Below are 14,994 nucleotides of genomic sequence, written 5' to 3' on the forward strand. Positions count from 1 at the left end.
AAATGACATAAACGTGAAGCTTATTTGGCATACCCTTTTTTAAATCATTTCCATTTTTTTACATAAAAATAGGTTGTAGTGAAATGAAGCGGGATTTTTTGAAATACTTCTGTCCAAGGCTCCTAGTGGATATACGCCTGAAAAAGAAGCGTTACCACGTTACAAAAATATAAGGATGAAAATCCCGGACCAGTTCATGCATGAATTTGTTCTGTATTTGAATCTTGATATTTCCGAAGTTAATAAAAGGGATGTTGCGGAAAAAGTATTTGATTGATTGAAGAGATTAGAGCAAAAAAATGAGGAAACCAAAATTGTGGGTCGTCTTTTCAAATGATTATCAGTACCATTTGGAAAGAGGTTCCGGGTGATTTAGAGGCATTTCTGCAATTTAATGAAGACCCGTTAATATATTAAAGAGGAAAATTGGGTTTTGCCGGTCTGAATGCTGCCCGTGATATAGTTAATATTGGATTCTCTATCAGATACTGAAACCCAATGAAACAGGATTAGGATGGCAAGCTGCTATCTATTATTCATCTAAGCTATCTGTTCATCTTTTATCAGCAACACGTTATTATTGAAGATTTTGATGAGTTTGTTTACTGCTTAAACACAGTAGGGGAATATAATATTATTCGTTGGGATGATATAAGCAAAAAAGAAGTAACCAGATATACAACTTTTGATGAATATTTACAAGATAGCTTTCAAGAGGCAATTGATAATTTGGATTAACAAAAGGCAAATATTCTAAAGTATATACTAACATGTAATAATTCTGGTGCTGCTGTTTCCTTTCCGCGGTTGGGTTTCTGGTCCGCAATTGGTGTGGTAATATATTCTATTAGAAATCTGTTTGCATTATACTGGATATACTTATCGATCAGGTCATCTGGAGGGTACTATGGAAAGCGCCCAAACATTATACTTTTATCCACCAAGGATTAAAAATATTTTCCTGTCTCTTATGTGCTCGGTCTTTATGGCGATGGGTGCTGTGGTTGGCGTCTTTGCCTTTAAAGAAGGGGACTTTTTAATGAGCGGGTTAGGAGCAGCCCTGGCAGTGTTTTTTGGCTTTTTGATCTTTATGGCACTTAAAACGATTTTTGGATCGAAACCTTACCTCATTTTAACCGAAGAAGTATTAATAATCGGCGCCTCATCCAATAACGCTGTCCCCCTGAGATGGGAAGATATCGAAGGCTATGATATACGAAGTGTTGGTTTTAATAAAATCATAGAAATTATGTTGCATGATGAAGAAAAATACCGTGACCGGATGTCCAAAGCTGCCTTATGGTTTAATAAAATGAATGATGTGATGAACTATAGGCCGTTCAATATTGGATGGGGGCAGGTTAAGCGCAAGGATCGGAACAGATTGGTGCGCGAATTGGACAGACGTACTTTTGAAGCCCGCGAGTCTTTTCATGAACTTTATGATGCCGTGAATGAAGCTGCGACAGCGGAATCAATCCTTAACAGACAACACGGCATCCGGCGGCAAATGAAAGCCGATAAAAAGAGACAAAAGGCCCGCAGTCAGGTGAACGGTAAATATCTGCTGCAATCGTATGGGATTAGTCTGCTGCTGACGGTTGCTGCGTTTCTCATGTTTCATTGGTCAGATGATGAAGGCAATACACCGTTGCTTGTCGCTTCGTTCATCTTGTATCCTTTCGCAAAAGTCATCTGGGATGTTCTGCTGGGATTCCGGCTCAGGTATAAAATGGACAAAGACGAGTCATCTGTTTCCATGTTCTTTTACAGATTCATATTTTTCGTTCATCTATTACTATACCTTTTCAGTCTTGTTATAGCGCCATTGGGCATTCTTTATTATATTTTTATAGCCATACGCCACCAGGCCATGACAAGAGAAAGCAGAGAAGATGCGAAAGCCACAGGTAAAAGGTCGTTTTCTATGCGTTTTGCCATTTTCCCGCTAAATGTTGTCGTTATGCAGGTGCTTGCCTTTATTCTGCTCGCCCTGGCAATCGAGGACTTTCTAGTATTAACAGCTTTTATGTTATATGGTGTGACTTTTTCTGTTTATGTCGCATTATATCCTGACAATAGAAGTTACTTTTCAAGTCTGGTTGCGTATTTATGGCGAATCGGCATTTGTTTTTTGATTCAATTTTTCCTGATCTCATGGAACGTGAAAGATGAATATACCGGGACCGTTGCTTTATTTCTATTGTCGCTTCCACTGTTCTTGCTGCCAAGTTACCTCTTTTATTTATGGGGGAAGGGAAGTTTGCGCCGGTTGGTGTATCATCTGTCCAGTAAAAGCCAAGATGAACGGGTCCGGGACAGCGGTTAATACAATTTGAATGTTAAGTGATCTGATGTGAAACGGGGCAAGGGGTTCTTACACACGAAATCATAGCTACTAGATCCCCGTGTTAAATAAAAAATGAAAAGAGGTTATATTTATGCGTAAAAAGGGGCTCTTGTTGGGAGTTACTCTGCTCCTAATCGTCCTATTAGCCGCCTGCGGTGATGACGAGGATGCAGAATCGCAATCCGAACCAAAGCAGGAACAGGAGAATGAAGAGCAGGGTGAAGATGCCAGGACAAAAGGTGAAAGCGATGAAGATGACACGCAATCCGCAGATAAGGCAAATAGTGAGACGAAAAACATGGAAGATTATCCTGCCATACCATCATCTTTTGCCGAATCAGCGTCATACGAAATTGTTGGTGAATTCTCCGGTGATACAACTTATTCGAGGGAATTTGCAGAACACGATGAAGTCAGAAAAGTGCTTGATAATTTTCCCGAATTAACCGAAGATAGTTCTGATGAAGAGATAGAGCAAGTAAAACGCTATTTGTTTTCGTTATTTAAAGAAGATTTAAGCAAGGTGGATGTTCCACTTGATCAATGGGAGTCCATGCAATTAAATGGTCCGGAAAGCGGGGATTCTGAATCCGTTCAGCTAAAAGAAAACTATAATGTTGCGATTCTTTTGGATTCCAGTGGAAGTATGGCGAACCTCGAGAATGGGGAGACCAGAATGGCACTTGCCAAAGAATCGATTAATCAGTTTGTGGAAAATTTGCCGGAACAAGCCAATATTTCACTCCGGGTTTACGGACATGTCGGAACTGGCAGTGATGCTGACAAGGAAAAATCCTGCTCTAAAGTTGAAGAAGTTTATCCCCTGAGTACATATGACAGTGATCAATTTTCCGATGCGCTGAATCAATTTGAACCGGCCGGCTGGACACCTATGGCTAAAGCGATTGAACAAGTGGAAGAAGACTTTCAGGAATATGATGGAAAGAACAACACAAACATTGTCTATGTTGTCAGTGATGGTGTTGAAACATGTGGCGGTTCCCCTGTAAAAACGATCGAGTCACTGAATGATTCGAATATCGATCCCGTTGTGAATATTATCGGCTATCAGGTCGATAATGAAGGACTGAAACAGCTTAAAGACATGGCTGAGGCCTCTGAAGGCAGATATGTGAATGCGAAAAGCCAGGAAGATCTTACCGCGGAATTTGAACAGACTGTGGATATGGCGGAAATCTGGTCAGATTGGCAAAGTGATGCGAAAGAAACCGTTCATGAACTGAACGATACACTAAAGCACCAGTTGCATGATTGGCATAATGAACAAAAAAGTCGTATGAGCCGCGAACATAAAAATTTAAAAGCTGCTAACAATTATTTGCATGACAATGAAATAATTGAAAGGGATGTCTATTTGAAATACTCAGGTGAGTATCGGGACTATTATCTGAACATTGCAGACGAAGCCCGGGAACAGTATCTGGAATTGGCTGAATCCAATCGGGATGAGTTTTTTGAGAAATATGATGAAATAGAAAAACGATATGAGGAAGCCGTTGATTGAATTTGGGGGGATATGCATACCCCTCCCTGTCCATCGTCAGTATTCTTTTACTATAAAGGAGCGGGTGATTTACTACCGGTATAATTATCGTCACAGGGATTCGGGATAATAGACTTTCAATTTTTAAAAACAATTAAGATAATGAGGGGGGCTGGTTACATGCGAAAAAAATGGCTTTTATCAATGATCGCCGTATTGTCAATTGTTATATTGGCTGCCTGCAGTGACGATGCAAATGAAGCGTCGCAATCGGAGCCGGAAGAAGAACAGAGTGAGAATAGCCAAGATGATAACGATGAGTCAGCTGAAGCGAATGATGAAGAAGATCAAGATACAAAAGCGGCTTCGGAAATCGGGCTCGACGATCTCTCGCCAATCCCCACAGATGTAGAGGGATTAGCGCAGCAAACATCTGGTCCTTTTGCAGGGGACGAAAGTATATATGATTTAGAACAAGAGGTTAAAGAAGAATTTGAACAACTGGGACCAATGAGTGACAATCCCACTGACGAGGAATATGAGACATATTTATGATTTATGTATTGGCTTGTGGCTGAAAATTACCCGAATCCGCAAGATACCATTAAGAAATGGGAGTTCGCATCGTTTGGCAACCCGGATTTACCTGATGAGCGTTATCATTTCAAAGAAAACTATAATATTGAGGTCATCCTTGATGCGAGTGGCAGTATGGCGGCAGATGCAGGCGGAAAAACCCGTATGAATCTTGCTAAGGAATCAATTGATGAATTTTTGGCACAAGCCCCGGAAGAAGTAAATGTGTCTTTGCGCGTTTATGGCCATAAGGGGACGGGTGCTGATAGTGACAAAGAAATGTCGTGCGGTGCTATTGAACAGGTATACGGCTTTGATTCATCAGAAGACTTTCAGGATGCGCTGGGCCAGTTTGATCCCAAAGGATGGACGCCGCTTGCAGATGCTTTGAAACAATCAGAGGACGCGCTGAAGAAATTTGATGCCGAAAATAACACCAATTTGATTTATGTTGTCAGCGATGGAATCGAAACGTGTGGCGGCGATCCTGTAGAGGTAGCTGAATCACTGTCTGAGTCAAATGCTCAGCCAATCATCAATATTATTGGATTCCAGACAGATGCCGAAGCACAAAAGCAGTTGGAACAAATGGCCGATGTGTCAGGCGGCATTTTTGCAAAGGCTGATGACCAGGATCAGCTTCAAGAGGAATTTGAGCGTGCCGAAGAGGTTTTGGAGGCCTAGGAAGATTGGAAAAAGGATGCGATGAGAGATGTAGATGCGATGGAAGTGGATAACAGTTTTGATATTATGGGTCTGCATAACGATTGGTCATTCACCACCATGGGTACCAGCAATAACCTCAATCGTTTAGGTAATGTCATGGAAGATGTTGAAGTCATTACATTTGACCAGAAAATGGAACTGAAAAGCAGAAGGAGAGCTGTTATCGACGAAATCGACGAAACAGTTGATGAACTGGAAGTCACATTGGAAGAAATCAGTGAACAGAATATTAACGAAGCCAGGAAGTCCATTAATGAAAAATTTGAGGACAACACCGCTAATGATGGGAAAAGTGATTGAATATGGAACAGGGAAGATGTCGAATGGCAGCTTCCCTGTCTCTTTACAAAACTCCCCGCAAAAACGCCCGTATCTCATCAGCTTCCATTTCCGACTCATGAAAGGTATGCTCGATTTCGCCTTTTTTAGCCAGGTCGTCTTTACTCAGCACGGCAAAGCGGTTTTTTTGCAGATGGATGACGGTATACTTGTCAGGGTTTTCTTCATTTTTCATGAATGCAAAATCGTAACGCTTAAGCCTGCTCATGAAACTAACGTATCTGATTTTCCTCGTTACAACCTCGTCTTTTAGATAATTGAATTTATTTTCCACGTGTTTCCCTCCGAAATTGGCTATTTCCTTTACTATATCATGTTTTGTTTCGCCGTTCATTTTTTTAATGATATGATGGAAGAAATGTATGGAGGGTTAGCGATGTATTTTGTTGATCGAAAGAAGATTGAAGAAACATTACACTATGTGGACAGGCTGTTGGCTGAAGTGAGCAGGCATTCATTTGATACGTTTGCGGAAAAATTATATCTCGAACGCACTGTACATATGGTGATTGAATCGATGCTTGATGTCGGCAATATGATGATCGATGGCTTTATAATGCGCGATCCCGGCAGTTTTGATGATATTATCGATATACTGATTGATGAAAATGTTCTTCCTGAAAACGATGAAGAGGATTATAAAGCGCTTATTGGGCTCCGGAAAATGGTGGTTAAGGACTATTTAACGATCGACCATCAACTGTTAGCCGATACGATTTGGGCACATCAGGATACATTGAATCAATTCAGTTCACATATCAGACATTATTTGGATAATGAGATGGGCGTTGCCAATGCGTTTACCAATGAATAAGGCTTTTTAAGAAGGTGATGGACAATATGAAAAACTACAGCGCCTATTTAATTGATTTGGATGGAACCATGTATCGGGGCGATGAGCCGATTGAATTCGCCGCTGAATTCGTGGACACATTGGCATCGAAGGGGGTCCCGTACTTATTTTTAACAAATAATTCGTCTAAAACACCACTGCAGGTTTCCGATAAACTGCAGCAAATGGGAATCCACGCCACGCCTGAACATATTTTCACCTCAAGCATGGCCACGGCCAAATACATCAAACAGCTGAACAATCGTGCCCGCTGTTATGTGATCGGTGAAGAAGGACTTTATGACGCATTGAATCAAGAAGGGCACACAATTACTGAAAAAGATTGTGATGTGGTCGTGTTTGGCATCGACAGAGATCTCAATTATGAGAAATTATCCGGGGCGTGCCGGGAAGTTCGCAATGGGGCTGCCTTCATTTCCACAAATGGTGATGTGGCATTGCCGACCGAACGCGGACTGGAACCCGGTAATGGTGCTCTTACTTCCGTGGTGACGGTCAGCACCGGTGTGAACCCGACTTTTATCGGCAAGCCGGAATCCATTATTATGGAACAGGCATTGGAGCAGCTTGGAACGGCAAAACATGAAACATTGATGGTCGGTGATAACTACCATACTGATATTCTTGCCGGGATTAATGTCGGGTTGGATACACTGATGGTATTCACCGGTGTAACGCCCTATACTGATTTATCAACTTTTGACAAAATGCCGACTTATCATGTCCGTGATTTAAAATCGTGGATTGAATATATTTGATATGTGCAAAAAAAGACTTGGTTAACTTGCCAGTCTTTTTTAATGCACGATGAAGTTATCAAGTCCCGAATAGCCATCGGAAGTTATGAAAACGTCGGATAGAAGGCTTCTAAACGCCCAAACGCCCTTCGAAAGTGTCCAAAACGTCGGATAGAAAGTCCCTCAAGGCTAAAACACACTCCGAAAGTGTCCGAAACGTCTGGGAGCACTACACCTTTTTACTCATCCAATAATTCATCATCTGCCGCGGCATGTGCAAGCCGGCTTGATGCGGCAGCCGCAATGGCCCCGACGATATCATCCAGAAATGTGTGGCACTCTCCTGTGGATTTATCATTTAGGTGTTTCAAAATGCCCGGTTTTTGTTTATCAATATAACCGTAATTGGTGAACCCAATCGATCCATACACATTGACAATCGAAAACGCAACGATTTCATCAATGCCATACAGGCTTTCGTCAATCTCAATGGTTCGCTGGAGGGGTTCGTCAAGTTTTTTCTCTTCGGCCAGTCGGTCCAGCTGAATACCGGTTAACAGAGCGTTTTGCACTTCTCTTTTGCCAAGAACCTGTTCCACGTTGAACTGACAGTCCCCCATGCTCAGATTATCATGGTAGTCCGCCTGCAGGTAATACACAAGATCTGCTATATCGTTTATGGTAACACCGCGATCTGACAGCCATTCACGTGCTTTCATTTCCAATTTGGTTTTCTTCGTATTATTATCCACTATAATCACCTTTTCTTTTAAATAGTAAAAATGGAGCGCTTCCTGACATATATATTAGTAATCGTACAGAAAGGAGTGTCCGTATTGAGAGATTTCTTAGCAGCATATTATGGCATCCAGGCACCAGAAAAAACAGTGTGGTATGGCACGGAAGGCTTTAAAGATGCGAATTATGTTTATTTTACCATTTCTGCCAAACAGAAGGAAGTCATACATATGGAGCAAGCAGCTTTAGCTTATTATTTGCAGGAAAATCATTACAACCACATGGCCATACCTGTACCAAACAACCAGGGTGAGTGGTATACACCATATCATGACAGTTACTGGATGGTACTGCGGGTAAAGAATACTGCTCCTGAAACATCATTCGGCGGAGAACAACTGGCTCGTTTTCATGCGACGGGTTCGGTATACCAGTATGAACCACAGGCCATTTCAAGTTATGGTCAATGGCGGACTTTATGGATTGAAAAGCTAACAGCATATGAAGAAAGAATAGTGACGGCAGCGAATGATCACCCGAACGCCTATTACCGTACGCTGATGGATTTTTTGCCATATGTAATTGGCATAAGCGAAAATGCAATCCAATACATGCAGGAAAGCGAATCCGAACAGCGGTTTCACGAAGCGGATCAGGGTACTATTGTATTTAGAAGGTATCACGCGCAGCTTGAAAACCGCGTGCTATGGATGAATGATCTGGCTTACGACCACCCGACCAGGGACCTGGCGGAATATATCCGCAACAAGTTATTGCAGGAAGGTGATCCGATGCGCGAGATACGTGCGTTTTTAGATGATTATCAGCACGTAAGGCCTTTATCCATTTTTAGCTGGCGATTATTGTATGCACGTCTCCTATACCCGATCCATGTATTTGATCTGATTGAACGTGGTTTTGCTGCTGACCATCACGACGCTGCGCATTCAGAACTGTCGACCATTATGAAGCAGCAGTCTGAATATGAAAAAAGACTGGGATTATTTTTTGAAAATGCCGGCATTCATTGTGAAGAACTACAGATTCCTGTGTTACACTGGCTGTAGAGCCTAATTAATTGGCCATTTGCGGGCGGTTGCCTTTCTCTGGTTTCACTTAATGTCCTGAGGTGGGGGTCACCGCCCGTTATTTGCGGAAAAGAATGGAGTGAAACGTCATGAAATCAGTCATTTATATAACCCGAAAAATTCCTGATGCGTTGCTGCGGCCCTACCAGGATTCGTTCACATTTCGCATGTGGGATAAGGAAAACGTGCCTGTACCGCGGGATGTGCTCTTACGTGAAGTGGCCGCTGCTGATGGTGTGTTATGTTTGATAACTGAATCGATTGATCGGGAGTTCCTTGCTGCTGCCCAACATTTAAAAATTGTGGCGAACATGGCGGTTGGCTATGATAACATCGACGTCGATGCCGCTCGTGAACATGGTGTCGTTGTGACGAACACGCCCGATGTTCTGACAGAAACCACGGCGGACTTAACATTTGCGCTGATGATGGCAACAGCACGCCGGATAGTGGAAGCAGCTGATTATATCCGCGAAGGCAAGTGGGACTATTGGGCACCCTATTTACTGGCCGGATCTGATATTCACGACAAAACAATCGGTATTGTCGGTATGGGCAGAATAGGAGAGGCAGTAGCGAGACGAGCCAAGGGGTTCGGTATGTCCATTTTGTACCATAATCGTTCAAGGAAGAACCATGCAGAACAGGAATTGGGGGCGTTTTACAGCGATTTCCCTGAACTGCTCCAGGAGGCAGACTTTGTTGTATCACTGGTTCCATTAACGGAACAAACATCCGAAATATTTAATCAGGATGCTTTTAAGCAAATGAAATCATCGGCCGTTTTTGTCAATGTTTCCCGCGGCGGAACGGTGGATGAGCAAGCATTGTATGAAGCTCTAACAAGCAGAGAAATCCGAGCTGCCGGGCTTGATGTGTTTACAAACGAGCCGATTTCCCCGGAACATCCGCTTTTAGGGCTTGACAATGTCGTTTGTCTCCCACACATTGGTTCAGCAAGTGCAGCTACCAGGACCAGCATGATTGAGCTTTGCTTTGATAACCTGCAAGCTGTTATGAATGGAGAGCGGGTGATTACCCCGGTCAATTGATGAAAAAAGAAGGCAGATTCTTAATTGTCTGCCTTCCTCCATATCTATTTTAAAATACTTGTTCAATTTCTGTAACGCCAGGAACTTCGGACCGCAGTGCACGTTCAATTCCGGCTTTTAGTGTAATGGTGGAACTTGGGCAGTTGCCGCAAGCGCCCATCAGACGGATAAGAACAATGCCATCATCATCCACATCAATCAGTTCGACATCACCGCCATCGCGCAATAAAAACGGGCGGAGCTTGGTTAATACTTCCTGTACTTGCTCTTGCATAATCCATCTGCTCCTTTCCAGAGGTTGTTCAAATCACTATCAGTTTTTGAACACATTTATCTTACTATCATTATACGGGGGATGGCTTAAAAAATCCATCCATTCGTTTATTCTTTCAGTTACTTTTATTGTATCTTTCATCAGGCTTTTTGTAAAATGAAATTAATGACAAGATTAGGGGGATCTGAAATGACTGACGATATCCTGATTACGGTTTTAGGGGCAGAACAGATTTGTGCTAGTTGTGTCGGTGCACCTGGATCATGGGATACCTATGAGTGGCTGCAGGCGGCAATCGGCAGAAAATATCGTGATAGTAACATCTCATATGAGTATATTGATATTGAACAGCCTCCAGACAATGAACAGCACCAGAAATTAGCAGAGCGTATTTTAGATGATGAGTTTTTTTACCCGCTGGTTCTCATTAATGATGAAATTGTTGCTGAAGGCATTCCAAGGTTAAAAACGATTTACCGGGAGCTGGACAAACATGGAGCTGTTGGTCAATAGGATTTTTCATTGACAGGGGGTCAGACGCCCTGACTCCCTGAGGTCTAATCATTGATTCATCGCCTCATAGTTTGTATACTTAATAGTAACAATTGAATGGACTAAATCTCGTAAAGGAGGATATCAATATGGTTATTTCAATCACAGAAGGCGCTGCCGGTCAGGTAAAAGAGATGATGAAGGAAGAGGAAACGGGCGCCCGTCTGCGTTTTGGTATACAAGGCGGCGGTTGCAGCGGGCTTTCCTATTCATTGGGGTTTGATCATGATGTGAATGAAGAATTGGATATGGTTGAGGACATAAATGGCATCCCGGTTGTCATCAATAAGCAGGACGTTCCGATTATTGAAGGAACAACCATTGATTTCAAGCAAAACATGATGGGAGGCGGATTTTCAATCGATAATCCGAATGCCATTGTATCATGTGGGTGTGGGTCTTCATTCAGGACGGACCGGCGTGTAGGTTCACCGGAAAAATGCTGAAACAAAAGAATTCGATTTTGGAAAACGTCGCATTTGCTGAAAAGCAAGGCAAATGCGACGTTTATTAATAGGCAGATTCAGGATTTTGTACAGACATGAGAATGTCGGACAGGTCAATCGTGAACTTTGCTCTCCACCATTCGGCGGCTTTGATGGAGACGTAACAAATACATTGATAAAAGCCTGGAGTCATTTCCAAGCCTTCCATTTAAAACATTGCTGTTGAGTGTTTTGGCTGGATGCGTGCTTTCGGATCAATGTATTGTTTGGCGTTGTTAATCGCTGTCGGTCCTTCCCCGAATCCGGTAACGATCAGATTGACTTTTCCGGGATAGGTGGTAATGTCACCGGCCGCGTAAATGCCCGGGATGTTCGTTTCCATCCGCGAATTAACCACAATGCTGTTTTTTTCGATCTCGAGTCCCCAATTTTTGATGGAACCGAGCGTTGATACGAAGCCATAATTACAGAGCACTGCATCAACATTGACATCCATTATTGAATCCCCTTTAACCTCGCTTAACGTAACACTTTCCACCTTTCCGTTACCGCTGATGGCAGTCGGTATGTAGGGCGTTGCAATGTCAACACTGGAATTCATCAATCGTTCAACACTGTGTTCGTGTGCTCTGAACTTGTCCCGCCGGTGTACCAGTGTTACTTTTTCGGCAATCGGCTCCAACATTAATGCCCAGTCCACTGCCGAATCACCGCCGCCAAGGAGCATGACGTGCTGCCCTTGATAGGCGTGCATATCCTGTACATGATAATGTAAATTCACACCTTCAAATTGATCACAGCCCTCAACATTCAAACGCCGTGGCTGAAATGCGCCATTGCCTGCCGTAATAATCATCGTTCTGGTATAGTGAACTTCGCCAGTGTTGGAAGTCAATTTAAATGTATCGTCTTCGAGGCGCTCCACACCTTCAACGGATTGCCCCAAAACAATGGTCGGGTCAAACATTCTCGCTTGCTCTTCCAGGTTGTCCACTAAATCCTGAGCCCGAACCTTCGGGAACCCGGCAACATCATATATATCTTTCTCTGGATACAGGGCTGTCAATTGCCCGCCAGTATGTGGCAAACTTTCCATTATTTTAACGCTTGCCTGGCGCATGCCACCGTAAAAAGCGGTGAACAGACCAGTGGGACCAGCTCCAATAATGGTTATGTCGTATATGTTATTTGACATGGATGTCCCCCCATTAATTAGTTTTCATGAATACACCACGCTTATCGTACCATAAACTGGTCGTATATGTGTATTGATTCAACTGCAGTGCGTGATATCATCCATTAAATGCAACGGCCAGGAAATTTCTGGCGGGCGCAATCAGCCCCTCTTTATATCTATAATCGAAACATTTTCTCATGAGGGGGCATATAAAAATTTTGTTAGAAGATGCCCCCTTTTCCGGATTCATTTCGATTATAAGGGTGAACAGGAAGCAGAAGAGCGGAAGAATCGGCAGAAGGGAGGAGTAATCGGCAGAAGAGCAAAGAAATCGGCAGAAGAGAGGAGGAATCGGCAGAAGAGTGGAAGAATCGGCAGAAGAGGCGGAGTAATCGGCAGAAGAGCAAAGGAATCGGCAGAAGAGCGGAAGAATCGGCAGAAGAGCGGAAGAATCGGCAGAAGAGCGGAAGAATCGGCAGAAGAGCGGAAGAATCGGCAGAAGAGCGGAAGAATCGGCAGAAGAGCGGAAGAATCGGCAGAAGAGCGGAAGAGTCGTCCAGGATGCATCATTAAATTGAGAAAAGTCGGATTTGACTGAATGACATGATCCGTCTTGAAACATGATCGGAAAAAGCATAAGATATGGAATGGATTACAGTTGTGTTACAAAATCATTTCTTGTAATGGATTGTTCTTATATAAAGATAAATAGACTTGCAAAGGTGGAAGTGATCATGAAGAAACCGGACATTGTCATATTAGGTGCCGGCTATGGGGGAGTCATGACAGCCGTTAAGCTGCAAAAAATCCTGAACAGTAATGAAGCAACGATAACGCTTGTTAATAAATTCGATTATCATTATCAGACAACCTGGCTGCACGAAAATGCGGCGGGTACATTGCACCATGACCGGACGAGAATTCCTATTAAGGATGTCGTGAATATGGATAAAGTTCAGTTTGTATTGGACACGGTCGTTTCGATTAAACCAGAAAAAAAGAAAGTTAAACTGAAGAACGGTGAAGTGCCCTACGACATCCTGGTCATTGGGCTGGGGTTTGAAGCGGAGACGTTCGGCATTGCTGGATTGGAAGAGCACGCATTTACGATTGACAATATTAATAATGCCCGGCTCATCAGAGAACATCTGGAATATAATTTTGCCATGTATCACCATGAAGATGAAAAAAATCCAGGCAGGCTCAATATCGTTATTGGTGGCGGTGGGTTTACAGGTGTTGAATTTCTGGGTGAATTGGCAAACCGGATTCCGGAACTTTGTGAAGAATATGATATTCATAAATCAATGGTGCGAATTATTAATATAGAAGGACAATCAACCGTTCTGCCCGGCTTTGACCCGCAGCTGGCAGAATATGCCATGAACTCACTTGAATCACGCGGGGTCGAATTCATGACCGGGGCTATGGTGAAGGAATGTCAGGCGGATCGAGTTATCTATGAAAAAGACGGGAAAGAAGTAGAAATCCCAACATATACGACCATTTGGACTGCAGGCGTGCGTGCTAACTCCATTGTGGAAGAATCGGGTTTTGAGCACAATCGCGGTAAAATTGAAGTGCGTTCTGATATGCGCGCACCGGACCAGGATGACGTATTTGCAGTAGGTGATTGTGCATTGATTATGAACGAACAAACTGGCAAACCTTATCCACCAACTGCCCAAATCGCCATTCAGGAAGCCGAAACGGTTGCAAATAATGTTAAAACACTTGTACAGGGAAATGGGGAACTTGAGTCATTTGAACCGAATCTGCTGGGAACCGTCGCGTCTCTTGGTCGTGGCGACGCAATCGGTGATATTTTCAATAACTGGAAGTTGTTTGGCTGGAAAGCAGTCATTATGAAAAAAATCATTGATAACCGCTATCTGCTGAAATTAGGAGGGGTTGGATTGTTAATGCGGAAGGGTAAATTCAATATTTTTTATTAGAGTATAAACGGCAAGCTTGCTGTCTTTGCTTTTTCGCTTATTTGTTATAAAATGATGGCTGTATGCATAGGCGAAGGGAGATACAGCGTTGATACAGTTTGTTGTTTCTGTTATATTGTTCTTTGTCATATTTTTTGGACTGGCATTTATATTAAATATGCTGCTGCGCCGTACTTGGCTCATGGCTTGGATTTATCCGATTATTGTTTTGATGATTGTTGATAATATCTCCACAACGGCATATTTTACTGCGCCAGGGGAGTCATTTGCCACAGCATTTTCCAGATTGACGAAGATAACCATTGCTGATATAAGCATTCTGGGGGCAGGATTTGCCGGGACAATTGTTTCCGGGTTTGTGATTAAGTTTTTGCGCAAGAACGGATACCAAATGTTTTAGCAGGGTTGGAAAAAGAGAAGCGTTAACCCATATAAAGCGGGTTAACGCTTATTGATGTCATTTGATATAAATGGGTGTCCCAACGTCCGGTTTGATTCCGTTTTGAACATTTACTAAGGCTGCCAAGCAACTGATGAATGGTTTTCGTTCATCTTTTTAATTTTTTCCGAAAAATAATCGGACGGCTAATCTCATGCATTAATTTTTAAAATTTTATCGTATATTAA

The 14,994-nt window shown here is 42.8% G+C and carries 19 protein-coding genes; 15 read left to right on the forward strand and 4 right to left on the reverse strand.

Going from position 1 to position 14,994, the window contains the following annotated elements; translation table 11 throughout:
* Positions 1-579: 579 nt before the first annotated feature.
* The 6 genes from E4U82_RS10200 to E4U82_RS10225 all read left to right on the forward strand — a co-directional run bounded on the left by E4U82_RS10200 (position 580) and on the right by E4U82_RS10225 (position 5,456).
* Complete coding sequence (locus E4U82_RS10200) at positions 580-738, forward strand: SMI1/KNR4 family protein (RefSeq protein ID WP_245183555.1); 159 nt, start codon at positions 580-582, stop codon at positions 736-738.
* Positions 739-907: 169 nt separating this feature from the next.
* Positions 908-2,329 (forward strand): STM3941 family protein, encoded by a 1,422-nt coding sequence (locus E4U82_RS10205; protein WP_135110095.1) that lies wholly within the window; start codon positions 908-910, stop codon positions 2,327-2,329.
* 112 nt (positions 2,330-2,441) lie between these two features.
* Complete coding sequence (locus E4U82_RS10210) at positions 2,442-3,875, forward strand: vWA domain-containing protein (RefSeq protein WP_135110096.1); 1,434 nt, start codon at positions 2,442-2,444, stop codon at positions 3,873-3,875.
* Between the two features lie 159 nt (positions 3,876-4,034).
* Positions 4,035-4,409, forward strand: coding sequence for a hypothetical protein (locus tag E4U82_RS10215; RefSeq protein ID WP_135110097.1), 375 nt, complete (start codon positions 4,035-4,037; stop codon positions 4,407-4,409).
* Between the two features lie 3 nt (positions 4,410-4,412).
* Positions 4,413-5,114, forward strand: coding sequence for a VWA domain-containing protein (locus E4U82_RS10220; protein ID WP_135110098.1), 702 nt, complete (start codon positions 4,413-4,415; stop codon positions 5,112-5,114).
* Positions 5,115-5,135: 21 nt separating this feature from the next.
* Complete coding sequence (locus tag E4U82_RS10225) at positions 5,136-5,456, forward strand: hypothetical protein (protein WP_135110099.1); 321 nt, start codon at positions 5,136-5,138, stop codon at positions 5,454-5,456.
* A 43-nt stretch (positions 5,457-5,499) separates the two neighbouring features.
* Here E4U82_RS10225 and E4U82_RS10230 read toward each other — a convergent pair whose 3' ends face one another.
* Positions 5,500-5,769 carry an SAV0927 family protein gene (locus tag E4U82_RS10230; protein ID WP_135110100.1) on the reverse strand — a complete coding sequence of 90 codons (270 nt, stop codon included), beginning with the start codon at positions 5,767-5,769 and terminating at the stop codon, positions 5,500-5,502.
* Positions 5,770-5,871: 102 nt separating this feature from the next.
* On the opposite strand from E4U82_RS10230, the gene E4U82_RS10235 reads away from it, so the two are divergent.
* Positions 5,872-6,309: a DUF86 domain-containing protein gene (locus E4U82_RS10235; RefSeq protein WP_135110101.1), complete on the forward strand. Its 438-nt coding sequence runs from the start codon at positions 5,872-5,874 to the stop codon at positions 6,307-6,309.
* A gap of 26 nt (positions 6,310-6,335) precedes the next feature.
* A complete protein-coding gene (locus E4U82_RS10240) occupies positions 6,336-7,106 on the forward strand; it encodes a TIGR01457 family HAD-type hydrolase (protein WP_135110102.1) in 771 nt (256 codons plus the stop codon).
* A gap of 218 nt (positions 7,107-7,324) precedes the next feature.
* Here the strand turns inward: E4U82_RS10240 and E4U82_RS10245 are convergent, their stop codons facing one another.
* Entirely contained in the window at positions 7,325-7,837 is a 513-nt protein-coding gene (locus E4U82_RS10245; protein WP_135110103.1) for a phosphatidylglycerophosphatase A family protein, read from the reverse strand.
* 75 nt (positions 7,838-7,912) lie between these two features.
* Here E4U82_RS10245 and E4U82_RS10250 point away from each other — a divergent pair, with 75 nt between their 5' ends.
* Positions 7,913-8,890 (forward strand): protein kinase family protein, encoded by a 978-nt coding sequence (locus E4U82_RS10250; RefSeq protein ID WP_245183554.1) that lies wholly within the window; start codon positions 7,913-7,915, stop codon positions 8,888-8,890.
* Between the two features lie 110 nt (positions 8,891-9,000).
* The gene (locus tag E4U82_RS10255; RefSeq protein ID WP_135110105.1) at positions 9,001-9,963 is read left to right on the forward strand and encodes a 2-hydroxyacid dehydrogenase; all 963 of its coding nucleotides are present in this window, start codon (positions 9,001-9,003) and stop codon (positions 9,961-9,963) included.
* A 49-nt stretch (positions 9,964-10,012) separates the two neighbouring features.
* Here the strand turns inward: E4U82_RS10255 and E4U82_RS10260 are convergent, their stop codons facing one another.
* Positions 10,013-10,237, reverse strand: coding sequence for a NifU family protein (locus tag E4U82_RS10260; RefSeq protein WP_135110106.1), 225 nt, complete (start codon positions 10,235-10,237; stop codon positions 10,013-10,015).
* Positions 10,238-10,426: 189 nt separating this feature from the next.
* Here E4U82_RS10260 and E4U82_RS10265 point away from each other — a divergent pair, with 189 nt between their 5' ends.
* Together E4U82_RS10265 and E4U82_RS10270 are read left to right on the forward strand one after the other, a co-directional pair.
* The gene (locus tag E4U82_RS10265) at positions 10,427-10,750 is read left to right on the forward strand and encodes a YuzD family protein (protein ID WP_135110107.1); all 324 of its coding nucleotides are present in this window, start codon (positions 10,427-10,429) and stop codon (positions 10,748-10,750) included.
* A gap of 128 nt (positions 10,751-10,878) precedes the next feature.
* Positions 10,879-11,235, forward strand: coding sequence for a HesB/IscA family protein (locus tag E4U82_RS10270; protein WP_135110108.1), 357 nt, complete (start codon positions 10,879-10,881; stop codon positions 11,233-11,235).
* A 208-nt stretch (positions 11,236-11,443) separates the two neighbouring features.
* On the opposite strand, the gene E4U82_RS10275 is transcribed toward E4U82_RS10270, so the two are convergent.
* Complete coding sequence (locus E4U82_RS10275) at positions 11,444-12,430, reverse strand: NAD(P)/FAD-dependent oxidoreductase (protein WP_135110109.1); 987 nt, start codon at positions 12,428-12,430, stop codon at positions 11,444-11,446.
* Positions 12,431-12,521: 91 nt separating this feature from the next.
* Here E4U82_RS10275 and E4U82_RS10280 point away from each other — a divergent pair, with 91 nt between their 5' ends.
* The 3 genes from E4U82_RS10280 (at position 12,522) to E4U82_RS10290 (ending at position 14,767) form a co-directional block, all read left to right on the forward strand.
* Positions 12,522-13,010, forward strand: coding sequence for a hypothetical protein (locus tag E4U82_RS10280; protein ID WP_209300559.1), 489 nt, complete (start codon positions 12,522-12,524; stop codon positions 13,008-13,010).
* A gap of 136 nt (positions 13,011-13,146) precedes the next feature.
* The gene (locus E4U82_RS10285) at positions 13,147-14,367 is read left to right on the forward strand and encodes an NAD(P)/FAD-dependent oxidoreductase (RefSeq protein WP_135110111.1); all 1,221 of its coding nucleotides are present in this window, start codon (positions 13,147-13,149) and stop codon (positions 14,365-14,367) included.
* Positions 14,368-14,455: 88 nt separating this feature from the next.
* A complete protein-coding gene (locus tag E4U82_RS10290) occupies positions 14,456-14,767 on the forward strand; it encodes a YuiB family protein (RefSeq protein WP_135110112.1) in 312 nt (103 codons plus the stop codon).
* Positions 14,768-14,994 lie beyond the last annotated feature (227 nt).

This window comes from Lentibacillus salicampi (assembly GCF_004565465.1).
In the GTDB taxonomy this organism is placed as follows: Bacteria; Bacillota; Bacilli; order Bacillales; family Amphibacillaceae; genus Lentibacillus; species Lentibacillus salicampi.